At 34.7% G+C, this 24,707-nt stretch carries 21 protein-coding genes and 1 riboswitch; of the genes, 6 read left to right on the top strand and 15 right to left on the bottom strand.

Annotated elements, in window-relative coordinates; genetic code table 11:
• The first annotated feature begins 229 nt into the window (after nucleotides 1-229).
• Nucleotides 230-2,161 carry a BglG family transcription antiterminator gene (locus ACWG0P_RS09740; protein ID WP_455801556.1) on the top strand — a complete coding sequence of 644 codons (1,932 nt, stop codon included), beginning with the start codon at nucleotides 230-232 and terminating at the stop codon, nucleotides 2,159-2,161.
• Between the two features lie 25 nt (nucleotides 2,162-2,186).
• Here the strand turns inward: ACWG0P_RS09740 and ACWG0P_RS09735 are convergent, their stop codons facing one another.
• The 5 genes from ACWG0P_RS09735 to ACWG0P_RS09715 are packed head-to-tail and all read right to left on the bottom strand — an operon-like array spanning nucleotide 2,187 to nucleotide 8,483.
• Nucleotides 2,187-3,782, bottom strand: coding sequence for an NAD(P)/FAD-dependent oxidoreductase (locus ACWG0P_RS09735; RefSeq protein WP_455801555.1), 1,596 nt, complete (start codon nucleotides 3,780-3,782; stop codon nucleotides 2,187-2,189).
• 16 nt (nucleotides 3,783-3,798) lie between these two features.
• On the bottom strand, nucleotides 3,799-4,833 hold the full coding sequence (locus tag ACWG0P_RS09730; RefSeq protein ID WP_455801554.1) for an acyltransferase family protein: 1,035 nt from the start codon (nucleotides 4,831-4,833) through the stop codon (nucleotides 3,799-3,801).
• Between the two features lie 35 nt (nucleotides 4,834-4,868).
• The gene (gene alr, locus ACWG0P_RS09725; RefSeq protein ID WP_455801553.1) at nucleotides 4,869-6,017 is read right to left on the bottom strand and encodes an alanine racemase; all 1,149 of its coding nucleotides are present in this window, start codon (nucleotides 6,015-6,017) and stop codon (nucleotides 4,869-4,871) included.
• Between the two features lie 13 nt (nucleotides 6,018-6,030).
• Entirely contained in the window at nucleotides 6,031-7,101 is a 1,071-nt protein-coding gene (locus ACWG0P_RS09720; protein ID WP_455801552.1) for a D-alanine--D-alanine ligase family protein, read from the bottom strand.
• Nucleotides 7,102-7,103: 2 nt separating this feature from the next.
• Complete coding sequence (locus ACWG0P_RS09715) at nucleotides 7,104-8,483, bottom strand: UDP-N-acetylmuramoyl-tripeptide--D-alanyl-D-alanine ligase (protein WP_455801551.1); 1,380 nt, start codon at nucleotides 8,481-8,483, stop codon at nucleotides 7,104-7,106.
• Nucleotides 8,484-8,689: 206 nt separating this feature from the next.
• On the opposite strand from ACWG0P_RS09715, the gene ACWG0P_RS09710 reads away from it, so the two are divergent.
• Nucleotides 8,690-9,604, top strand: coding sequence for a diacylglycerol/lipid kinase family protein (locus ACWG0P_RS09710; RefSeq protein ID WP_455801550.1), 915 nt, complete (start codon nucleotides 8,690-8,692; stop codon nucleotides 9,602-9,604).
• A 106-nt stretch (nucleotides 9,605-9,710) separates the two neighbouring features.
• Here the strand turns inward: ACWG0P_RS09710 and pepD are convergent, their stop codons facing one another.
• Complete coding sequence (gene pepD / locus ACWG0P_RS09705) at nucleotides 9,711-11,141, bottom strand: beta-Ala-His dipeptidase (protein WP_455801549.1); 1,431 nt, start codon at nucleotides 11,139-11,141, stop codon at nucleotides 9,711-9,713.
• Nucleotides 11,142-11,236: 95 nt separating this feature from the next.
• Entirely contained in the window at nucleotides 11,237-12,409 is a 1,173-nt protein-coding gene (locus ACWG0P_RS09700; protein WP_455801548.1) for a phosphoribosylaminoimidazolecarboxamide formyltransferase, read from the bottom strand.
• A gap of 42 nt (nucleotides 12,410-12,451) precedes the next feature.
• A riboswitch (ZMP/ZTP riboswitch) is annotated at nucleotides 12,452-12,531 on the bottom strand.
• 158 nt (nucleotides 12,532-12,689) lie between these two features.
• Between ACWG0P_RS09700 and ACWG0P_RS09695 the strand changes: the two genes are divergently transcribed.
• From ACWG0P_RS09695 to ACWG0P_RS09685, 3 genes are all read left to right on the top strand, one after another.
• Complete coding sequence (locus ACWG0P_RS09695) at nucleotides 12,690-13,145, top strand: DUF4358 domain-containing protein (RefSeq protein WP_455801547.1); 456 nt, start codon at nucleotides 12,690-12,692, stop codon at nucleotides 13,143-13,145.
• Nucleotides 13,146-13,294: 149 nt separating this feature from the next.
• Nucleotides 13,295-14,539 (top strand): MBOAT family O-acyltransferase, encoded by a 1,245-nt coding sequence (locus tag ACWG0P_RS09690; RefSeq protein ID WP_455801546.1) that lies wholly within the window; start codon nucleotides 13,295-13,297, stop codon nucleotides 14,537-14,539.
• Between the two features lie 10 nt (nucleotides 14,540-14,549).
• On the top strand, nucleotides 14,550-15,662 hold the full coding sequence (locus ACWG0P_RS09685; protein WP_455801545.1) for a DHHW family protein: 1,113 nt from the start codon (nucleotides 14,550-14,552) through the stop codon (nucleotides 15,660-15,662).
• Between the two features lie 126 nt (nucleotides 15,663-15,788).
• Here ACWG0P_RS09685 and ACWG0P_RS09680 read toward each other — a convergent pair whose 3' ends face one another.
• From ACWG0P_RS09680 to ACWG0P_RS09660, 5 genes are all read right to left on the bottom strand, one after another.
• A complete protein-coding gene (locus ACWG0P_RS09680; RefSeq protein ID WP_455801544.1) occupies nucleotides 15,789-17,684 on the bottom strand; it encodes an extracellular solute-binding protein in 1,896 nt (631 codons plus the stop codon).
• The gene (locus tag ACWG0P_RS09675) at nucleotides 17,681-18,529 is read right to left on the bottom strand and encodes an ABC transporter permease (protein ID WP_455801543.1); all 849 of its coding nucleotides are present in this window, start codon (nucleotides 18,527-18,529) and stop codon (nucleotides 17,681-17,683) included. The genes ACWG0P_RS09680 and ACWG0P_RS09675 overlap by 4 nt, the downstream gene beginning before the upstream one ends.
• A gap of 2 nt (nucleotides 18,530-18,531) precedes the next feature.
• Nucleotides 18,532-20,109, bottom strand: a complete 1,578-nt coding sequence (locus ACWG0P_RS09670; RefSeq protein ID WP_455801542.1) for an ABC transporter ATP-binding protein — start codon at nucleotides 20,107-20,109, stop codon at nucleotides 18,532-18,534.
• Nucleotides 20,110-20,120: 11 nt separating this feature from the next.
• The gene (locus ACWG0P_RS09665; RefSeq protein ID WP_455789547.1) at nucleotides 20,121-20,654 is read right to left on the bottom strand and encodes a helix-turn-helix domain-containing protein; all 534 of its coding nucleotides are present in this window, start codon (nucleotides 20,652-20,654) and stop codon (nucleotides 20,121-20,123) included.
• A gap of 163 nt (nucleotides 20,655-20,817) precedes the next feature.
• Nucleotides 20,818-20,982 carry a hypothetical protein gene (locus tag ACWG0P_RS09660; protein WP_455789548.1) on the bottom strand — a complete coding sequence of 55 codons (165 nt, stop codon included), beginning with the start codon at nucleotides 20,980-20,982 and terminating at the stop codon, nucleotides 20,818-20,820.
• Nucleotides 20,983-21,107: 125 nt separating this feature from the next.
• Between ACWG0P_RS09660 and ACWG0P_RS09655 the strand changes: the two genes are divergently transcribed.
• Nucleotides 21,108-21,443 carry a helix-turn-helix domain-containing protein gene (locus tag ACWG0P_RS09655; RefSeq protein ID WP_455801541.1) on the top strand — a complete coding sequence of 112 codons (336 nt, stop codon included), beginning with the start codon at nucleotides 21,108-21,110 and terminating at the stop codon, nucleotides 21,441-21,443.
• Between the two features lie 203 nt (nucleotides 21,444-21,646).
• Here ACWG0P_RS09655 and ACWG0P_RS09650 read toward each other — a convergent pair whose 3' ends face one another.
• From ACWG0P_RS09650 to ACWG0P_RS09640, 3 genes are all read right to left on the bottom strand, one after another.
• A complete protein-coding gene (locus ACWG0P_RS09650; RefSeq protein ID WP_455801540.1) occupies nucleotides 21,647-22,051 on the bottom strand; it encodes a winged helix-turn-helix transcriptional regulator in 405 nt (134 codons plus the stop codon).
• Between the two features lie 345 nt (nucleotides 22,052-22,396).
• Nucleotides 22,397-23,137, bottom strand: coding sequence for an esterase family protein (locus ACWG0P_RS09645; RefSeq protein ID WP_455801539.1), 741 nt, complete (start codon nucleotides 23,135-23,137; stop codon nucleotides 22,397-22,399).
• A 258-nt stretch (nucleotides 23,138-23,395) separates the two neighbouring features.
• Nucleotides 23,396-24,706, bottom strand: coding sequence for a polysaccharide deacetylase family protein (locus ACWG0P_RS09640; protein ID WP_455801538.1), 1,311 nt, complete (start codon nucleotides 24,704-24,706; stop codon nucleotides 23,396-23,398).
• Between the last annotated feature and the right edge of the window lies 1 nt (nucleotide 24,707).

Here is a 24,707-nt window from a genome sequence, read left to right as displayed (position 1 = left end):
TGTATGAGCGTACAAGTTTGAGGGGATGTATCTCTTTTTCTGTCTTTCACGAAATGTTTCTGACCTCCTTTCTTCTCTTTACACTTCAAGCATATAGGATTGTAAAAATTCCTTCAAATAAAAAAAGTTCCTCTAGATGGGAACTAATTCCATTTGTATCAAGGAAGCTTCTTTTATATACTGTAGGTAGCATAATAGGACAATACTGTCTTTTCATTGGGGTGAACATATGAAAATAAAAAAACAAGATCAGTTGGTCATATTGTTACGAGATGAGCGTGAAGAACGATATGTACCTGCACAAGAACTAGCCGATAAACTAGGCGTATCCACTCGTCAGATTCGTAAGTATGTAGTAAATATTAATGCGTTTTATAATGCCTCAGTCATCCTTTCCAACTATCGTGGATATTGTATGGATCAAGGCTTATATGCAGATATACAAGAACATACACCAACACGTACCATCGAAACTCCAGAAACAAGGAAGAACTATATCCTACAAAAGCTAATTTGTATCAAAGAAGGATATGATATCTTTGATTTAAGCGATGAACTATTTGTTAGTAGTGCGACGATTGAAACTGATTTAAAAGAAATCCGAAGCATTCTACGCGATCACAATTTACATTTGATTCGCAATAAGAATATGTTGTTGGTAGAAGGAAATGAAATGAACAAGCGTACCTTCATGAGTCACCTCATATCTTCTGATAGTTATGATAACTTTATCCTGAAAGATGAAGTTCAACTACTGACCTTCCATTATCATTTTTGGGATTTTCGAAAAAATATAAGAGATATATTTTCACAAAATGATATATTTGCGAATGATTATACCCTAAACAATACAGCACTGCATCTCATCATCATGATTGATCGTATCCGCAATGGATGCATTATGAAAGATGAAATTGATTTAGATAGAGTGAAAAAGAGTAAACAATATCAAGTGAGCACCCAAATTCAAAGTTTCATAGAAACAGCCTATGATGTTAAAATCAATGATACAGAGTTGTACAATTTGGTATTGATTATATCCAATCATACAACGATATTGGATTATTCCTTTATTACTTCAGAAAATATTAGTGAATACATCGAACAAAAATTTATTGATATTGCCCATAATGTCATACGAAAAGTGGAACGTAATTACTATTTAGATGCTTTTGATGAAGACTTTATAACGAAGTTTACGGTACATGTCAAAAACTTATTTAATCGCGTAGAAAATGAATATTATGCCAAGAACCCTTTAACCGCTAAAATTAAAACATCGTATCCATTGATTTATGATATTGCAGTCTTCATCGCACAAGAATTTAAACGAGATTATCAAGTAGTTTTAAACGAGGATGAAATTGCCTTTATTGCCTTTCATATTGGAAGCTACTTTGAAAATAATGTACAAAGTAAAAACAAAGTGACGTGTGCCTTCATTTATGCAGATTATTATTCCATTCATAAGAATGTATTAGATAAAATCATGCGACAATTTGATCAACGTATCAATATGAAATATGCCATCTCCATTAACAATTACAACCCTGGTTTATTACACGCAGACCTAATTATATCTACGATCGACATGCCTTTTGCGAACGCTTCTGTTACTATACACCCCTTCCTTACAGAAAAAGATACTCGCGCAATACGAGATGCGATTGAACGCATCAGCCAAACAAAGAAAGGAAATGCGTTAAAAGCATATTTGATGAATTTCTTTGATCAACGTCTCTTCTATAAAAACCCGTCCTTTAAGGATAAAGAAGAAGCACTAGAAATCATGTGTAGAGATGTTGTAAAGCTCGATTATACGGAAACATCCTTCTATGAGGATGTACTCGCAAGAGAGCATATGTCGAGCACAGCCTTTGAAGATGTTGCAGTTCCTCATTCTTTATCGAAGAATACAAAGTCTAGTTTTATATCCATTGCGATAAGTGAAGAACCAATTCCATGGGGATCACATCCAGTACATATCATCGCCTTAATTGGAATCAATGAAGATTCCAGAAAAGTATTCTCTGAAATCTTCGAAGAAATTATTGAAATATTAAGTGAACCTGTACATGTAAGAGAACTATTACAAATGCAGGATTTCAATGAGTTCATCCAACATATGAAACAATTAATGTCAAAGGTTCGTATCGATTAAAGGGTACAAAAAAAGTAACATAACGTTACTTTTTTTCGTATTGATATAGTTCGATTAGTTTTTCTGCACATCGCAATCCATCGATTGCCGCAGATACAATACCACCAGCATATCCCGCGCCTTCTCCACAAGGATATACTCCTTTTACAGAAATGCAGTTGCATGTATCTTTTTCTCGTTCAATGCGTAGTGGAGAAGAACTTCTTGTTTCTACACCAGTAAGAATTGCATCATCCATCGCAAATCCTTTGATTTTACGATCAAAATTTACGATTCCCTCCTGCATTGCTTTCCCTACATATTCTGGAAGGATGTCAAGTAAATTACAAGGTGTAACCCCTAGCGCATAGGATGGTGTTACACTCCCTAGTGTAGTTGATGGATTTCCTGCTAGGAAATCTTTTACAAGTTGTACAGGTGCATGATAATTACTTCCTGCTAGTTGATACGCTTTTTTCTCTATGTCACTTTGTAACTGTATTCCTTTTCTAGGATCATCATCAAAATCAGAAGTACGCACTTGTACAAGAACTGCACTGTTTGCGTTTTCTTGATCCCGCGCATGTTCACTCATTCCATTCACTACAACTCCACCTTCAATGGATGTAGAAGGTACAACACTACCACCAGGACACATACAGAAGGTGTATACACCTCTTCCATTGCTTGCTGTATGTACAAGACGATAGTCCGCAGCCTTTAAGCGTGGATGATTCGCATGTTGTTTATATTGTGCTTGATTGATTAAGGTTTGAGGATGTTCGATTCTTGCGCCAATCGCAAATGCTTTGGCGTGAATACAAAATCCACGATCCATTAACGTTTCAAAAGTATCTCTTGCGCTATGACCAATCGCAAGGATAGCTTGTTCACAAGGGATTTCTTCTCCATTGGCAATTACTTTTACAAGTTCACCCTGTTCGATTACGAAATCTTCTACCTTTGTTTCAAAACGAATTTCTCCACCTAATCGAATAATTTCTTCTCTCATTTGTTTCACAATATTTCTCAAATAATCTGTACCAATATGAGGATGTGCCTGATATAAAATTTCTTCTGGTGCACCAAAGCGTACCAGTTCTTCTAATATTTTAATAATTCTTGTGTCTTTTACACGAGTGGTTAATTTTCCATCAGAGAATGTACCTGCTCCACCTTCTCCAAACTGTACATTACTAGAAGGATTAAGAATACCTTCTTTCCAGAAACGTTCTACGCTTTCCACACGTTTTTCAACGCATTCTCCACGTTCCAACACCAAAGGTTGATACCCAAGTTGTGCTAACAACAATGCAGAAAACATACCCGCTGGTCCAAACCCAATGACGATTGGGCGATGCTTTAAACCAACTACACCTTTTTTTGGCATATGGTAACGTTCTTTCACAGCTTTTGATACATCTTTCATTTTATACTTTAATAGCTTTGTTTCATTTGCTACTTTACAATCCACGGTATATGTAAAATGAATATCTTCTGCTTTACGTGCATCAATACTTTCTTTCACTATATGATAGGATAATAACTCTTCTTCTGGAATACGTAATTTCTTTACAATCTTTATTGGAAGAATTGTTAGTTCCTCATCTAGAGATAGTTTTAGCTGTTGGATTCTTATCAATACATTCACCTCGTCCTTAGTATACTGCTTTTAGTATATGGATTCTTCTAGATATCCAAAGAATCACATAAGAGAATACCAAGCTTGCCGCAACAGAAATGAAATATCCTAATAAGGAATTCAACTCTGGCATTGCCCATATTAGGACGCTGACAAACATGATATGTGATACATATACCAACAATGACATCTGTCGAAGTGTTCGGTATATTTTTTGTTTTTGAAGATCGATACGTTTCAACCATAAAAACAAGAAGCTTACACATGGGATTAACATCACATACATACTTGCTAAATCACTCATAAAACCATTTGCTTTCAATAGATAACATTCCCCAAACAATAACGCTAGAGAAATCAAAAAACCTACAAATAACACTGGTTTCTTCACATAGAGCATATGTTTAGAGAAATATGCTCCAAGTGCTATAAATATCATTCCAAAAAACAATCCATTTCGAGTAGTAGAGAACATATCTACATAGTATTTCCATATAAAGTCCACAACTGGAATTCCTTCTAATAATTTTGGATATACATTTCCCATCATTCCAATCAAATACAATAGAAGGGTAATCCAAATCGTTTTCTTTACATTTAACATGGTAACCAAATAATAAACAGCAAATACCGCAAACATAAGTGCTGGTAAAAACCACAAGTGATAAAAGCTTCCCATAAAGAAGAAATCTCGCACATAACGTAAGATCGCCGCAAATGTAACACCATCCCCTGAACGCATAATCCAGTAGGTAAATGGAAGATAAAGAATCGTCCAAATGACATAGATTTTAAAGAGCCTTCCTAAATAATGTTTTAATACTTGTATATTTTCATAATCGTTCCATTCTCTTTGCAAATCGATTTTCTGAAAAAAGAAGAAACCTGAAGTGATAAAGAAGAATGGTACTGCCACACGTGATAATACTTGTACAAGGACAAAGTTCGCATCCATATTAATATCTACAAGTGGTGCTGTATGAATGCATATGACAAGCAATGCACTTACAAATTTCGCAATATCTATCGCATAATAATTCTTTTTTTGCATATTCTCTCTCCTTCATAAAAAATAGCCTTGATCGGCTATTTGTAGATTCTTGGCACTCTTGCGCTGATCCAGCAAAGAGTTTCATTGTTGATGGTATTTGCTAATCGAGTAAGTTCATCAATGCTTAGATGTTCTTCTTGATCATTCCCAAACAAGGTCACTACATCTCCCTCTTTTACATCATCAATATCACTTACATCGATCATCATCTGATCCATACAGATGTTTCCAATAATGGTTGCTTTTTTCCCATGAATCAACACATGGCTATTTTTATTTGATACACAGCGAGGATAACCATCTGCATACCCAACAGATAACGATGCGACTTTTGTTGGCTTAGATGCCTTGAAATGCCTTCCATAGCTCACATTAACACCCTTTTGGATGGTTTTCACTAAGGATACATTCACTTTCCACTCCATGACTGGTAAAAAGTTAGGAGCGGTATTGATTTTAACTGCATCATCGCTAGTAACACCCATCCATAACAAACCAGGTCTTACATAATCATAGGATAGTTCAGGATAGTTTAAAATTCCATAACTATTTTGTAAATGACGTGTTCCTACCTCGATCCCTGCCTCTTTTAAATCCTGTAGAACACGATCAAACATAATCTTCTGTTGTTTCGTATAGGCTACATTGTCTTCTTCTAAACCATCACTCACACTAAAGTGAGAAAAGATTCCACAAGTTTCTATATGTTGTAGTTGATACACTTGTTTGATATCTTCAATATGGTATTCATGTTCTTGCGCAACAATTCCAATCCTTGACATACCTGTATCAACTTTTACATGCCCTTTGATACACACTTGATGTTGTGCACAATAAGCATCTACTTTTTGTGCATACTCCAAAGATACAAAGGTCTGTAACAAGTTTTTTTCATGAAGATAATGAAAATGTACAGGAGGCGTATATCCTAGGATTAAAATTGGGGAGTGAATACCATTCTCACGTAAGGTAATCCCTTCATCCACACTACTGACACCGAAGAAATCAATGCCACATTCCTCTAATTCTTTTGCACAAGCAATATCTCCATGCCCATATGCATTTGCTTTAACGATTGCCATAATCTTACTTGATGATGGAATCAGTTTTTGTATTTCTTTGATATTATGTCCGATATTGGACAAATGAATCTCAAGCCATGATCTTGTATCACTCTCAAGCACGGTCCTCACCTCTTTATTGTTTGTTCATTGCTAAATCTACTAAACGATCAATCAAATCCAGGAACATAATCCCCGCTTCTTTCATCATTGTAGGATAACGTGATGTATCGGTAAATCCTGGAATTGTATTCACTTCATTAATCACAATCTTATTCTCTGGTGTTTTAAACATATCCACACGTGTCATACCAGTACAGTTTAAAGCTTTATAGGCACGTTTTGCTAATACACGTGCTTCTTCTCTTAACGCTTCACTAATTCTTGCTGGACAATAGATATGAGAATCTACCATTTGATACTTTCCTTCATAATCGAAGAATGGTGCACTGGTTTCAATTTCATCTACATTCCCTGCAAATATGTCATGATTCCCCATAACTGCACAACCAATTTCAAACCCTTCAATCGTTGTTTCAAGTACCAATTTACCTTTTCCATCATGATAAAACGCATCTTCCATAGCTTTTTCAAATCCCTCAAACTCTTGAATTTTACTAATTCCAAAACTACTTCCCGCATTGCATGGTTTCACAAATATTGGTAACCCTAATGTTTCTACAGCATTTTCATAGATTGCTTTATAATCCATATCTTTTTCTTTGTATACACAAATATAAGGAGCACAAGGTACACTTGCATGTTCTAATATAATATGTGTCATTTCTTTATCCATACAAACAGAAGAACTCATATGTCCACATCCAACATAAGGAATACCACTGAGTTCAAACAATCCTTGAATCGTTCCATCTTCTCCATTTTTACCATGTAGAATTGGGAAGATACAATCCACTGCGATTGTTTCGAATGTTCCATCTTCTCTTAGTTTCAAGAATCCCTTATAAGCTTCACTACAGGACAATACACATGCACAAGTAGTATCATTTTGTAACCATGTATCGTGATCAATACTTTCTACATCTCCATTATATAAATACCATTTTCCATCTTGACTTATACCCACAAGAACCAAATCATAACGTTCTTTATCAATCTTACGAATCAAGCTTCCAGCAGAATGTAAAGATACTGGATATTCACTAGATTTTCCACCAAATATAATCGCTAATTTAATTTTCTTCATTGTCATTCCTCTTCTTTCACAAGTGCATCTACCAATTCGTCTAATTTCATACCACGAGAGCCTTTCACTAGCATCATGCATTCTTTATCCATATATGGTTTTACATACGTATATAAATCGTCTTTGTTTTGAAAGTGGCGCACTTCTACATCTTCTAAATAGTTATTTGCTCCTTGTGCAATATAACGTGCCATATCGCCAATGGTTAATACTTCCTGTACATGAAATGCTTGTAAATCTTTTCCAAGTGTATAGTGAATAAGATCACTCGTATCACCCAATTCTAACATATCTCCTAAAATAGCAAGTTTATAATCATATGCAAATTCTTCCATCGTTTCTAAAGCTGCAATCGCACTTTGTGGATTGGATTTATAAGAATCATTTAGAATCAAACATTGTTTCACTTTTACAAGTTCATTACGTAACCCAGTCTTTTCAATAGAAGCATATCCTTCTTGAATCTCCTCTACACTTAACCCAAGGCTTTTTGCGGCAATATATGCAGCGGTTGCGTTCATCGCTTGATGTTTCCCTATCATATCCAAATGAAACTTCTCTTTGTTAATAGCGAAATCAAGTCCATCCGCAAGTTGTTTTACATCACTCACGATATAATCATTTTGTTCCCCTTGTCCAAAGGTACGTATCGCGATATGTCCAGGCAACTGTGCATCTCGCACTGCTTGTTGTAAAAGCGTTTGATCTCCATTGTATAAAAAGAGTCCATTTTCTTTTAAACCCTCTGTAATTTCAAGCTTTGCCTTTGCAATGTTCTCCATACTACCTAAGTTTTCAAGATGCGCAGTTCCTACATTTGAAATAATCGCAATGTCAGGTTCTACAATATGCGTTAGAAATGACAATTCTTCCAAATTCTCCATGCCCATTTCCACAACACCCACTTCTACATCATCTGAAAAAGACAACAAAGTTAAAGGCACTCCAATTTCATTATTATAGTTTCCTAATGTTTTTTGTGTACGATAATGTTTCGCAAGTACAGAAGAAAGAATATCTTTGGTACTTGTTTTTCCATTGCTTCCAGTTACACCTACAACTTTCATCGCCAACTGGTTACGATAGGCTTTTGCTAAATCCTGTAATGCTTTGGTTGTATCTTCTACTAGTATCACAGGTACTTCTACAGGAGGATTTGGTTCTCTTCTTTCCCATAAAACTGCTTTTGCACCCTGTGCTATTGCTTGAGAAGTATATACATGCCCATTGTTGTTTACTCCACGAATAGGGATATATAAATTTCCTTCTACTACTTTACGAGAATCAATACAAACTCCCATAATTTTATCTTCAATACTTCCATTTTCTATGTAATCTGCATCCAACATCGCAATGATGGAATCAATTGAACGTATAATCATGAATCGTAACTTCCTTTCAACTATTGCATAAACGAATACTATATGCGAAACATACTTGTAAATATATGCGATAACATTATACCATAGCCCATTAAAATCCGTTAAATAAATTCAGATATTTCAGAAATCTTAAGATATTCCTTAGCTTTTTTTATAACAATCATATAAGTGTACTGTTTCATGTAAGAATATGCTATACTTTTTTTATGAAATATATATTTATTATAAACCCTACCGCAGGTAAAGTAGATCGTTCAAAACAATTAAGTGCAATGATTACTACCGTGTTTAAAAAACACAACTTACAAAATGATTTGATCATCCACATCAGCGAAGCGCTAGGAGAAGCAACTACCTATACCAAAACCATGGCACAGACTTATACAACTCGTTTGCGTTTTTATGCGTGTGGTGGTGATGGAACATTAACTGAGGTTGTAAATGGTGCTTATGGACACCCGCATTGTGCCGTTGGTGTACTCCCTATTGGAACAGGCAATGATTTTATAAAAACATTTAAGGAATATACGATGGATGATTTTCTAGATATCGAACGTCAAATATTCGCAAGAGAAGAAGTTATCGATTTGATGAGAATAAAAGATATCGTTAGTATCAACCTAATTTCAACGGGTTTGGATAGTGCTATCGCAGAAAATGTAAGCAAATTCAAAAATCTGCCGTTGATCAGTGGACAAGGTGCTTATAACTTATCCCTTGCCTATTGTTTTTTTACTTCTATGGATCATCAATTTTCATATAAAGTAGATGGTGAAGTCTTTCCCAATGATACATATATCTTTGCGGTCATTGCCAATGCGCAATACTATGGTGGTGGATATCATGCCGCACCTCAAGCAGATGTTCAAGATGGGCTTTTAGATTTTATATGTGTCAAACGTGTATCTCGTTTAAAAGTATTAAGTCTTATTAAGAAATATAAGAATGGAGAGCATTTGGATATTCCTGACATCGTAATATTTCGTCGTTGTAAAGAAGTTGAACTACTCGCAAATAATGCCTTTACAATGAACATCGATGGAGAAATCTCAACGATGGAAAACCCAAAAATCACCATCGATCAAAAAGCTTTATTATTTTTACTCCCGATGCGTTCATAATATAAACAAAGTTCACAATAGCTTGTAAGGTTGTGAACTTTTTATACCCTTTTCTTCATATGAATATGAAAACGATGACTTAAGATTTCTAAGTCATCGCTCTTTATTATAGTTGTTCAAGATATGTTTTTAAGAACGTAAAGGTACGATCAAAACTAGCAAGATCTAATTTCTCATCTGGTGTATGAATATCAAACATAATAGGCCCCATTGTCACGATATCCATATCTTCATCCAATGCTTTGAATACCCCACACTCTAATCCACCATGTACCGCAACAAGTTCTAACTCTTTTTCATACAGTTCACGGCATACTTTTTGTAACGTTTCACGCATTGGGGATTCTTTCGTATAACTCCATGCAGGATAACGAGCTTCTCTTTCGCTTTCATATTCGAATGCTTCTCCAAGAATCTCTACTTCATCACCGATCATATCCACAAAAGACTCCAAAGCTCCACGCACGGAACAATTAATGATGATATGTTCTCCACTTTCAATCACCCCTACATTACTGCTAGCAGTTACCAAATCCTTGATATCCATACTACGTGCACGCATACCATTTGGTAAGACACACAATAATTTTACAAGTGCTTCACTTTCTACCGTTGCCATTGCCTCACAAACTTCTTCTTTTTGGAATACGACATGTACACCTTTATCACTAAATTCTAATTCTTTTTTGATTTCTTTTTCAAAGGTACGTACAAGCTTTTCCATGGTTTCATAAGATGCATCACTCACAAATATCGCAACTGCTTCACGAGGGATGGCATTGTCTTTGATTCCTCCATTGATACTATGAATCTGTAATCCACAAGTGGAATCTATTTTATATAAAATACGTGCCAATAATTTATTAGCATTGCCTCTTTCTTTATCAATTTCTCCCCCACTGTGTCCACCAAACAAACCCTTTACTTCTAAGGAATATCCTTGTGTACTAACAGGAACCAAGATACGTTCTTTTTTCAATATAACATTTACTCCCCCAGCACTCGTTGTACAAGTAGCACTCTCTCCACCATCATCTAAGTTGATCATTCTCTTTGCGTGAATATCTTCTTTTTTGATTGCCATAGCACCAAATAAGCCTACCTCTTCTTGTACGGTAAAGATACATTCAAGTGCAGGATGTTTTGCCTCTTTATCTTCAAGTATGGCTAACATATAAGCAACACCAGTTCCATCATCCGCGCCTAATGTTGTCCCCTTCGCTTTCAAAAAGCCATCTTCTATCACAAGTTGTAAAGCATCCTTATAAAAATCAAATTCTGTATCTTTATTCTTTTCACATACCATATCCGTATGTGCTTGTAAAATCAGTGCAGGATGATCTTCATATCCATTTGAAGCATCTTTATAAATAATCACGTTGTTCATCTCATCATGTTTATAGGCAAGTTGATGTTCTTTTGCGAACGCAACCAAATACTTCGCATACGCACCTTCCTGAAAAGAACCATGTGGGATTCTTGTCATTTCTTCAAAGTATCGCTGATGTGCCAGCGTATGATCCAAAACATTTTTCATAAATAAATAACCTCCATATGAAATTATTTTACCACATTCCCTTATGTTTACTAAGTATTTCGCAAAAGAAAAAGTGGAAACCCACTTTTTCTAAATTAATGATGAAATAAACGAAGGTGCGTAAACGCCATCGCTATATCATATTTATCACATGTTTCAATTACATTGTCATCACGAATGGATCCACCTGCTTGCGCAATATAACATACTCCACTGCGATGTGCACGTTCGATATTATCTCCAAATGGGAAGAATGCATCAGAACCTAAAGATACATCGGTAAGTGTAGATAACCAAGCCTTCTTTTCTTCTTTTGTAAATACGTCTGGTTTATGCATAAAGAAATTTTGCCAAGTCCCTTCCGCAAGTACATCTTCATAATCATCCGATATATATACATCAATGGTATTGTCACGATCTGCTCTTCGTATGCCTTCTACAAATGGAAGAGATAATACTTTTTCATGTTGACGTAAATACCAATTATCTGCTTTATTTCCAGCAAGTCTAGTACAGTGTACACGGGATTGTTGACCCGCACCAATGCCTATAGCTTGTCCATCTTTTACATAACAAACGGAATTAGATTGAGTGTATTTCAATGTAATAAGTGCTATCATTAAATCTCGTTTAGCACCTTCACTCAACACTTTGTTCTTAGTAGGTAATTCTTTTAATAGGTCTTCATTGATGGACACATTATTTCTTCCTTGTTCAAAAGTAACTCCAAATACATCTTTACGTTCGATTTCTTCTGGAACATAGCTTGGATCTATTTGTATTACCAAATAGTTCCCTTTCTTCTTTTTCTTAAGGATTTCAAGTGCTTCTTTTGAATATGAAGGTGCAATCACGCCATCGCTAACCTCTCTAGCCAAATAGGTTGCACATGCTTCATCACACTCATCACTAAGTGCCGCAAAATCTCCATAACTAGACATACGATCACTTCCACGAGCTCGCATGTATGCGCTAGCCATTGGTGTACACTCCACTCCATCCACAAAATAGATCTGTTTCAAAGTTTCATCCATTGGCACGTAAACAGCAGCTCCTGCAGGAGACACATGTTTAAAGCTTGCGGCTGCTGGTAAACCCGTAGCTTCTTTTAATTCCTTTACCAATTGCCAACTATTCAAAGCATCCAACAAATTGATATACCCTGCTTTTCCATTTAAAATTTGAATTGGTAAATCATTATTCTTCGTATAAATTCTTGCAGGTTTTTGATTTGGATTACAACCGTACTTTAATTCCATTTCTTTCATATAAATTCTTCCTTTCCATAGAAAAAGAGCCGACATTCCTGGACTCTTCACCCAGACGGTCGGCTCACTTACGATTATACTTCATGTGGTCAATTCCACTTCCGTCAGTCGTATAACTGCTTTTATTTTATACCACAAATATTACAAGGTCAATGAATTCTGATATCTAATATGCTATTTTTTTCTATCCCTTATATAATCTCCTTGTTTTTATAATTGTATAGTAGCCTAAGAAGTATAACCATGTTAAAATATAGACATCTTAAGTATGGAGGATACTATGAAAAAAATATTGTTATGTTTTGTCGTTGGAATGTTATGTTTAAGTGGATGTTCCAGCAAAGGAAATGATGTTGATGTAAAGAAAGCAGTAAGTACTGTTTTAGAAAGTAAGGCAGATGAATTGCCTGCGACTATGGAAGTAGATGATCAAGTTTTAAAAGACTTGTTTCAAATTGATGTAGCGGATGTAGAACAATATGCTATCGCAATTCCTATGATGAATGTACAAGCTACAGAAATCATTATGATAGAAGCGAAAGATGGAAAAAAAGATGTAATTAAAAAAGCCCTAGATCAACGTATGAAAACAAATGAAGATACATGGTCTACTTATTTGCCTGATCAATATGAATTGGTAAAAAATCGTCAAGAATATGAAAGTGGAAACTATTTCATTATCGTAATCGCTGAAAAAGCTGAAGATATTATGAAGGAATTAAAGAAAGACTTCTAATGTTATTCTCAAGTTTACTATTTTTATTTGCATATTTACCACTCGTGTTACTTATGTACTATGTTTTACCAAAAAGGTATCGTAATGGATGCCTTTTTGTTGTTAGCTTGTTTTTTTATGGCTGGCAAGAACCTGTATATATTATAGTAATGCTAGTATCAATTTTGGTAAATTTCCAAATTGGTAAACTTGTCTATCGAAATCTTGATTCAAAACAGAAGGCAAAAACATATGTCATTGCCTCCGTAATCTTCAATATTGCATTGTTAGCTTTCTTTAAATATTTCAATTTCTTCCTTTGGAATATATCCAGCCTGCTTCAAACGGGAACCTTGGATATTATGCAGATTGCTTTGCCAATTGGTATTTCCTTTTATACCTTCCAAACCTTAACCTACCCAATTGATATTTACCGCAAAGAAACTTTACCACAAACAAATTTCATGAATTTTGGAATGTATGTAACCTTCTTTCCTCAATTGATTGCGGGTCCTATTGTACGTTATCGTGATATCTCTTTGCAGATTACGAATAGAACAACGTCTTCTTCTTTGTTCTATGAAGGAATCCAAAGATTTATCTGTGGATTATCTAAGAAAGTACTCCTTGCCAATCCTTTGGGTTCTATTTGGAATCAAGTTTCCTCTTTGTCCCAAATGAGCATGCTTACCTCTTGGATTGGTATACTCGCATTCTTACTACAGTTATATTATGATTTTAGTGGGTATAGTGATATGGCAGTCGGGCTTGGTAAGATGTTTGGATTTCATTTTCCTGAAAACTTCAATTACCCTTATATTTCAAAGAGCATGAGTGAGTTTTGGAGAAGATGGCATATGACCCTAGGCACTTGGTTTCGTGAATATGTGTATATTCCACTTGGTGGTAATCGTAAAGGAATGTCTAAAACGATAGGTAACTTACTAGTCGTTTGGTTTCTAACGGGGTTATGGCATGGAGCTAGTTGGAATTTTGTCTTATGGGGATTGTACTGTGGGATTTTCATTATTCTTGAAAAATATGGTATTGGGAAATGGTTACATTCACATGCATTCTTATCTAGACTTTACTTCTTTATCATCATCGCTTTTGGATGGATTCTATTTGCCTGTGAGGATATTGCTTCTGCAGTATCTTATATGCAAGTGTTTATCGGATTTAAAAGTCAAGGTTTGATGGATGCTTTCACACTTTATTTATGGAATACACAAATACTGCTTATCGTCTTTGCGTTAGTAGGTTGTACTCCACTAGTACATAAGATTTATGTGCGTTTGAAAAACAAGTCCTACATCTTATATATAACACTATTTATAACGATGTTACTTCTCTTGTTATGCACTTCTCGAATGGCATCAGATATTTACAATCCATTTTTATATTTCCGTTTCTAAGGAGGTCTCTATGAAAGCACAAAGAATTGTACAACATATGACGATATGCATATTTTTACTTTTTTTAAGTGTGCCTTTATGTATGTTTTTAGTAACTCCAGAGAAATCCTTTTCAGATTTAGAAAATCGATATTTATCGAAAATGCCTTCTCTTTCTAATACATCCATATGGGATAAGTCATTTCAAAAGAAGAGTGAAGATGCCTTTAATGATCAATTTCTATTTCGAGATTCTTTGGTCAGTTTGAATACATTTCAAGATTATGCTTTGGGTTACTCTTCCATTCATGATGTATACTTTGGTAAAGATTCTTATTTACTAAACCAACAACAACGTCTAGATGAAAGCATTTGGAAACAAAACATAAAGGTACTTAATACCTTCGCACACAATCAGGATATTCCTATATATTTGATGTTGGTACCTTCTACGCGTACCATACTTGAAAACAAGTTGCCAAACCCTCATTATGATATTGATGAAGATGTGATAGTCAAAGACATCCAATCTTCCCTTACCAAACAAATCAACTATGTGGATGTCTTTCAAACCCTACGAAATCATAGTTTGGAAGATATCTATTATAAAAGTGATCATCATTGGAGTGCACTTGGAAGCTATTATGGCTATGTTGCCTTTCAAAAAGAACGTAACCAAGAGCCTGCACCACTAGGTACAAAAGAACTTATCAAATCCAATTTTCTAGGAAGTTTATATGCTCGTTCAAAAGCCTCTTGGTATCCAGGAGATACCCTTTATGCGTATAAGAACCAAGTGGACGTACAAGTAACATACGATGGATTACAACGAGATACCTTATACATTGATGAAAACGCAAAGAAACGTGATGCTTATACTTACTTTATGGATGGAAATCATGCGGAAGTAAATGTAACAACCACAAATACACAAAAAGAACACATCTTAATTGTAAGAGATTCCTTTGCGCAAAGCTTTGCGCCATATTTGGTAAATGATGTATCTCAAATCACCTTATTAGACTTGAGATACTACAAAGGAAATATCAGCGAGTACATACAAGAACATCATGTAGATGAAGTACTCTTTCTCTATAGTATGGATACCTTCATGAACACACGAGATATCTCCACATTAAAATAGCTGCCTGCTCATAAAGAACAGACAGCTTTTCTTATAAAATCATCAATACTACCATAAACACAATGACTAGAATCACCAAGAAACGTTTGATCCATAATTTGATTTGTTTATTGATAAAACTCACCTCTATTTCGCGATTTTCACTTTCACCCAATAATCAGAAATGATTTTCTTTGTGACATCATTGTACTCAAAGATTTCATCCTTCTTATAACCTACTCGTGGTAAATATGCATTATTTCCATCGAATTCTCCATCAGGAGCACTAACTTCCTCAAGAACTTCTTCATTCATTGATGCATATCCAACAAACAATGTATTCTTCATACTTTGTTCATAATCTAATACAAAGTTAATGTATTCATTTGCTAGTTTTGGATTTTTCGCATCTTTTGGAATGACCATAGCATCGCTCCACAAATTGGTTCCCTGTTTTGGTGCGTAATAATCCATATCTTCATTTTCCGATAAGATATAGGCCGCATCTCCACTATATACCAATGCCATATCTTTATTACCATTTACCATGGAATCGATAACTTCATCCGTAACGATTTCAGGACTCATGGTTTTTACGACATTGCTTAACCATTCATAAGCTTCTTCTAATTCCTTAGGATTTTCTGTATTCATAGAATAACCCAATGCTTTTAATGCCATCATAAAGGAATCACGTTCTGAATCATACATATAAATTTTTCCCTTATACTTTGTATTTTGGAAAATATTCCATCCTTGTTTTTCTAGATCTTTTTTATCCACATTATTCTTATTGTAGACAATACCAACACTTCCCCAGAAATATGGAACACTGTACGTATTCTTTGGATCATACGCAAGATTTTTTACACGTTCACTTAAATTCGTAATATTGGGAATACGTTTTTTATCAAGTGGTTGTAGCTTATCTTCTAGAAGTAAACGTTCAATCATATAATCACTAGGCACAAGGATATCATAAGATTCTCCACCTTGTAATTTCGTGTACATCAATTCATTAGAATCGAATGTATCGTATATGATTTTTACTCCAAATTGTTTTTCAAATGCAGTATTGATGTCTGGATCAATATATTCTCCAACATTATAAACCTTTAAAACATCACTTCCATATTTTGCGATTGCATCTTCTGGAGATGATTGTGATACACCACCTTTTAAGGCAAACAACATTCCACCAATGACTAGTGTGAAACACAATCCAACAATACCAAATGCTTTATTGGAGATAGGTTTGTTTTTCTTTTTGGCTTTATCTCGTACAAGCGGTAAGATATTCACAAAGATTAACGTAATGGTAATCATGAGTACGATAATAGTTGATAAAGAGTTGATACTTGGATTGATACGTTTACTCATTGTCCACACAAGTGTAGAGATATTTTTTACACCATTTCCACTCACAAAATAGGAAATTGTAAAGTCATCAAACGACATCGTAAAAGCAATCAATGCACCAGATACAATCCCTGGCATAATTTGTGGTACGATGACTTTCCACATTGCTTGTGATGGCTTAGCACCTAAATCCATGGCTGCTTCCGCTAGGTTTGGGTCAAGACTTCTAAGTTTTGGCATAACGCTTAGGATTACATAAGGAATACAAAAGGCGATATGTGCCAACAACATGGTAAGAAAACCTTTTTCAATACGAAGGGATACATAGAACAGCATCAATCCTACTGCCGTAACAATTTCAGGATTCATGATTGGTAAATTGTTTATTTGTGATACTACTTCACGTACCACACGACGTGATCTAGATAAACCAATGGCGGTAATCGTACCCACTATCGTTGATACAAACGTCGCAATAACCGCTGTTACTAACGTATAATAAATTGCCTCCATCATATTTCGATCACTAAACATCTTGTGATACCACTGTAGTGAGAACCCATCAAAGCTCGTCAAAGAACGAGAGCCATTGAAAGAAAATATTAACATATATAAAATAGGAAAATAGAAGAATAAGAAGATGAGTCCAAGAATCAATCTTTTCGCAAGTTTATTTGATATCATGAGCCACTTCCTCCTTCTTTGGAGTGTGAAGCGTCGTCTCCTTTATCCAATCTTCTCGTCACATACATACTAATCATAATAATAACTGCCATAATCATAGAAATCGCACTACCAAAGTTCCATTCTCCAACGGTAATGAACTGGTTCTCTATGATATTACCAATCATCATAAAGCCTCCACCACCCATTAACTTAGGAATTACGAAACTAGATACTGCTGGTAAGAATACCAACGTGATACCAGATATCACTCCTGGTAACGATAAGGGAAGTGTCACATGACGAAAGCGTTGGAAATGACTAGCCCCTAAATCATTCGCTGCCTCTAATAAAGAATTGTCCATTTTTGCTAAGGAAGAATCAATTTGTAAAATCATAAATGGTACAAAGTTGTACACCATTCCAAGAATGACCGCAAACTCGGTATACAATAATTTCACATGACCCAATCCAACAAGTGACAAAAGATTATTGATGAGTCCATTATCGGATAAAATTCCAATCCATGCGTACGTACGTACCAACATATTGATCCACATTGGTAGAGTAACTAATAAAATCAATAAATTTCTTTGTTTTGATTTTGCGATGACATACGCTACTGGATAACCTATAAGAATACATAGAATGGTCGTAATAAACGCAATGCGCAAAGATACCCATAGGGTTTTTAAGAATGCGGCATCGGTAAAAAACTTTGTAAAGTTGTTGAATGTAAATTGTAGGGTAGCGACGCTGTTTCCCTGTTTTGTTAAAGCATATACAATAATTAACAACATAGGAAGAACAATCATCGCGACCATCCATATAATGTATGGATACGTTAATCGCTTAAATGTCTTCATGATTAGTATCCCATCTTACTCATGACATGAATATCTTCTGGTTGAAAGCTAAGCCCTACTTCGCTACCTTCACTCGCAATATCCGTTGTATGAATCTTAAATTCACGTCCTTGTGTAGAGAACGTAACTTTATAGGTTCCTGTACGAATGTTATCTGGATCAAAATCATAATCTACATTGGAAATTTCCACAACACTTTCATCACTTAACTTCCAACTCTGCGCATTCGCCCAAGTTTTTAAATCGGTATCAATCGCAGAACTTTCTTTGATTTCATCCACGGTTTTAAAGAAGTTAAATGCAGAGATAGCCTCGTTTGCTTTAGGATTTTCTACATATTCTTGTTGTACAACAAAGACATTGATGGTAACACTAGTTCCTGAATTTGTAGAGAATGTCACTGGATAAGTACCAATTTCTTCTTGAATATCGTATTCCATTTTAGAAATAGAAATATATTCATCATCTTCAGGACTCCATGCTTGTGCATCCGCACGTGCAATAATTTCCGCATCGTTTAATTCTTTGATATCTTCAATATCTACGAAGAAATCATTAGCAGATATTTTTTCCTTCTTATTGTCGGAGATAACATCATGTTCTTTCGATACGTTCATACGTACCGTTACGGTTGTCCCTGGCACTGTTTCTACCATGATTTCATAATGAACACCCTTAAATAGAACAGATTTTACAAGTCCATTCATTTTTCCATCTGCTACTTTTACAATATCTAAATCCTCAGGACGTAATACTACATCCACCGCTTCATTTTTCTTAAATCCAAAATCCACGCATTCAAATGTAATATCATCGAATTGAACCTTATAATCATCTAACATAGTTGCAGGAATAATATTAGACTCTCCTATAAAATTCGCTACATAGCGATTTTCTGGTTCGTTATATATATCTGTAGGAGAACCAACTTGTTGAATTTCTCCATCTTTCATAACCACAATCTTATCGGACATTGTCAATGCCTCTTCTTGATCATGTGTTACATAAATAAAGGTAATCCCTACTTCTTGTTGAATCTTTTTCAATTCATATTGCATCTCTTTACGAAGTTTTAAATCTAGAGCTCCTAAAGGTTCATCCAACAATAATATCTTAGGTTCATTAACAAGTGCACGTGCAATCGCAATACGTTGTTGTTGTCCACCAGATAATAATGTAACATCTCTTTTTTCAAAGCCTTCTAATCCGATTAGTTTTAACATCTTCAATACTTTTTGTTCGATAACATCTTTACTCATCTTCTTGATTTTTAAACCGAATGCAATATTGTCATATACATTCATATGAGGAAATAACGCATACTTTTGAAATACGGTATTCAATTCTCTTTTATAAGGAGGTACTTGTGAAATATCTTCTCCCTCAAACAAAACTTTCCCTTCACTCTGTGTCAAAAATCCCGCAAGAATTCTAAGCAAAGTTGTTTTACCACATCCACTTGGTCCTAGTAAGGTAACGAATTCATTTTCATGAATGTCCAAATTTATTCCTTTTAGTACCAATTGTCCATCGAAATCTTTTACTATATTTTTAAATTGAATCAACTTTTTCTCTTCCATTTAAGTTCCTCCTAAAATAATGGTGGCGTAGTGATCCATAATACTTTCGCATCCACTTTGCCAACATTCTTTAAATAATGACGATATTTGCCATTGATATAAAACGTTTCTCCCTTTTTTACTGGAAGTTCTTGTTCTCCATTTACAAGGGTAATTCGCCCCTCTAAAACAAAGCCAAACTCTTCTCCATCATGGGGATCAATTTCTTTGGATTGCCCATGGGAATAAATATCTAAAACAATGGGTTCCATTTCATTCTTTTGTGCATTTGGAACGATCCAATGAATACAATATTCATCATGCTCATCCACAAAATAATCTTCCTTTTTAAAGACGACTTTTGATTCTTTACTTTCCTTAAAAAAAGACGCAAGGTCAGTGCCTAGCGCCTCTAAAATATCCTCCAATGTAGAAACAGAGGGGGAGGTAAGATTCCTTTCTAATTGGGATAAAAACCCCTTAGTAAGTTCACTTCTAGACGCTAATTCTTCCAACGTAAGATTATTTTGTATACGTAGTTGCTTTATCCTTTGACCGATGTCCATACATACCTCCCTTTTCTGTTTAGTATCACTAAACTTTTCGTATGATATTTGAAACAGAAAGATTATATCATGCTTCTATAGATTTTCAAGTAGATTTGATAAAATATTCGATATATTAAACAAAAAGTTTCATACAAGAAAAAAATGAGCATGAATATGCCCATTATCTTCCTGGTTTTATATGCTCATCTTCATCAAACATATAGTGTACTATCTTATACACTTCATCGATTCCTTCTTCATCAATCCATGATAATAAAAGGTCCAAATCTTCTCTTGTGGTACAACATGTATCCAACATGTAAATTAGTTTTTGTTCATTACTCATTGTCTTCCCTCATTATACATAAAAATACTATTGTTATTGGTGTAATAATATTTTACCATTTTTATTGGTATTCTGCCAAGTTTTTCCATTTCTCATTTATACTTAGTACAGGAAGAGGTGTTGTCGTGATAAATATAGGTGGTATCATACGGGCACAAATGGTACGAAAAAAACTGCATCAAAAAGACCTGGCGGAACAATTAAACTTGGATCAAAGAACAATATCCAGTTATTGTACAAATAAATCTTTCCCAGATTTAGACACTTTATCCGCATTATGCAGAATATTAGATATAGATATCCGTTTTATATTAGATATCAAAGAAAAGAATTGTGCGCATTTGTTAGCACAGGATGAAAAAGAATATAAGCTGTTAGAAGGCTTTCGTTCGATTCCTGAAGAACAGAAAAAGGAATTTCTTGAGAGCTTTTTGGGGCTAACAAACCTCCTAAAGGATTAAATCACATATTTTCCCACAATTTACTTATCTTTTTCCTTTATCTTTTTGGTATAATACTATGTAGGCAAAGATATTCTTCGCCTGATAGAAAATAACCCCCTAATTATTTTCTATACATTCTATCCCCTTAATAATTTAGTATCAAGAAAAAAAGCGTATCCCTAGCGCTTTTTTTCTGTTTATAGAGAATATTTGGAAATGAACTATACAGAACATGGCAAGAGATCATCTTCAACCAAGTCCACTCGTTCAATATACCCTTCTTCCATTAAGTACTCATTCATCCCATAATCCATCATAATTTCAATTCCCACATTCATCATCTTGCGAAGACATTTCAATAACTGTGCTCCACGATTGGTTAGTGCGTATTCAATGATTTGTTGTGGCTTTCTTTTCACATGCACCACTCTACTCACCAATCCTAATTCTATTAACTCATTCAGTTCCTCAAAGATAATTCGAGAATCTAGTGAGGGAATGTTATGAACAAGAGAAGATAACTCTTGTTTTTTCTTTTCCATTTCCCATAAAATAAGTGCCTTCACACGTTGTTGTGTGACATCAATGGCCAATACTAACGGATCTCGATACGTCTTTACTTTCATAGATAGCATTCCCTTCTTTTTATTGTCCTTATCGTAACAAAATCAATGAATTTCATCAATACATTGAGAAGAAGTTGCGTTTTTTTCTATTTTCTTGAAATAAATATGCATTCTCGAGGTTTTCATGAATGAAAAAGTTGGCTAAGGGGTGCCAACTTTTTCAAAATTATTTAAGGGGATAGAAAATTGTATGAATTATCATTAGGGAGAATGATGAGTACATACGGACAAGGCATTGTTCCTTGCCTGTATATAGTATAGTAAATCAGTGTAAGAAAAAAATGTTTGAAATTCGTGAAAATGTGTGAACTCTAAAGTCAAAGAAAAAGCCCTGCATTTGCAGAGCTATACCATAAATTGTAAGAAATAATCCAACTGTTTTTTCCACCAATACCAATCATGAGATACATCATATCCCCAATAATCAATCCAAACATCTACTTGTTTGTTTTGGAAGATTTGTTCCATCTGTTTTAAACTAGCTTCCATTTCTTGTTCCCAAGCACCTCTACCACAGCATAATGCAATTTCAGCACTATGGTAATACTCCATATATGGATGATCTTGTTGCATGTTTGGAAGATAATCAGATGGTGAATTTTGATAAGTTAACTCATCGTGATAATCTTTGAAAAAGAAATCTGCGTGATAAATCCCACTCATACCAAGTACGCGTTGGAATATATCTGGTCTTCTTAATAGAAAATTTAGCGCGTGCATAGCTCCCATGCTACAACCACATGTCATGATTCCATGTTCCTTCTGTCTATTGATATCATAGATTAACGGCACTAACTCATCAACAATATAATGATACCAACGTTCATGTTGTTCCATACGCTCACGTGGATTGCCTTCTTCATTTGACCAAGTTTCCGCATCAATACTATCGCAACAAAAAAACTGAATTCTTCCTGCTTCGATATAATCTTTTGCGGCATCAATCATCCCAAAATTTTCAAAATCATAAAAATGTCCATCTTGTGCTGGAAATACTAAACAAGGTATCCCACTTTCCCCATACACCTTAAACTGCATTTCACGATTTAGTTCATGACTGAACTCTTTGTAGTATTCCACTTTCATAAAACCATCCTCCTCTTTTCTTCATGTGCCAATGCCTCTCCCAGACTTACACATTTTACTTCCAGGCTAATATAAACTTGTACTACATAAACTAAAAAAAATCCTTTAAGCTACCTCTATTATACCACTCAATGAAACATATGTAAAAACAATTAAAAACTTTCACTTTGTTTCATAACAAAAGTATTGCCTACAATCGCAATACTTTTATTATAAGGTTTCCTTTTGTTTTTTAATTTCATACATAATAAAACATATCTATTTTGCGTAATCAGGATGATAGGCGTACAACTCGGATACGGTCACAAGTTGATATCCAGCTTCTTTTAATTTTGGAATGACAATAGTGGCTGCTTGTGCACTTGATGCATATAAATCATGCATCAAAATAACATCTCCATCTTTTACGGTATTCATTACATTGTCTACAATTGTTTTTGCATTTTTACTTGCCCAATCTCTTGTATCTAAGGTCCACGCAACAACTCTTTTATCATGAGCACAACTGATAACAGTATCATTTTTGCTTCCATATGGAGGACGTATAAGCACTGGATATAGGTGTGTGATTTCATAAATTGTTTCTTGGGTTACCTCAATTTCTTCTTCTATTTTTTCTTTGGATAGTGTGGTTAACTGCTTGTGAGAATACGTATGGTTTCCGATTTCATTCCCCTCAAGTACCATTCGTTGTAATACGTCTGGAGCGTTATTCGCACGACTTCCCAGTATAAAAAAAGTAGCACTTGCATTATTTTCCTTTAAAGCATCCAATATCGCAGTTGTGTATCTTCTTGTTGGTCCATCATCAAAGGTAAGTGCCACCATAGGTTTATTAGGATTAATCACTTTTACAGGTTCATTTAAAATGTCCGGATATGGAACGAATGTTGGTACTGTTTCATTCTTTAAATCCACGGCATCATCAATATCTTGATATCCAACTTCAAAGGTAGCGCTATTTTCAAATAGCTTCCCTTCTTCAAAATAGAATACAATACGATCCTTCTTTAATACAAAGGTATCAAAATTATCTTCAATTGCGGATATATGAGAACGAAATACATCATTATCACATTCTTGAGGAAAGCGTTCCTCGAAATAAGATTTCGCCATAGCGGACAACGCTTGCATCTTATCCTCATTATAAATATCGTACAAATGCAAGAATTCATCTTTTTGTTGATCGAATACAATCGTTTCTATATATTCATGATTCTGATAGATGGATTCAAATATCATAAATTTTATCGAAACATAACGATTCGCTTTTACATACGATTCATACGATACGTTAAATTCTGCTTTTCGATCTTCCTTAAAATTCTTTACTTGTTTATGAAAGCTTTTACGATATGTCTCAATACATGCTTGGATTTTCTTATCCAATTTCGTTATATCCGTTTTTGGATACTGGATACTTTCTAAGTATTTTTCTTCGTATTTTAGTTGCTGTATGTTTTCTCCTATTTCCTGTTTTTGGTTTCGATTCGTTTTTATGGTATTAGAAAAGCAACCAAGCAATAATGTGAAACATAAGAAAGGGCATACAAGTTTTAACAATTTCATT

The sequence above is a fragment of the Amedibacillus sp. YH-ame6 genome (assembly GCF_053848845.1).
This window is presented reverse-complemented; position numbering and strand designations above follow the sequence as displayed.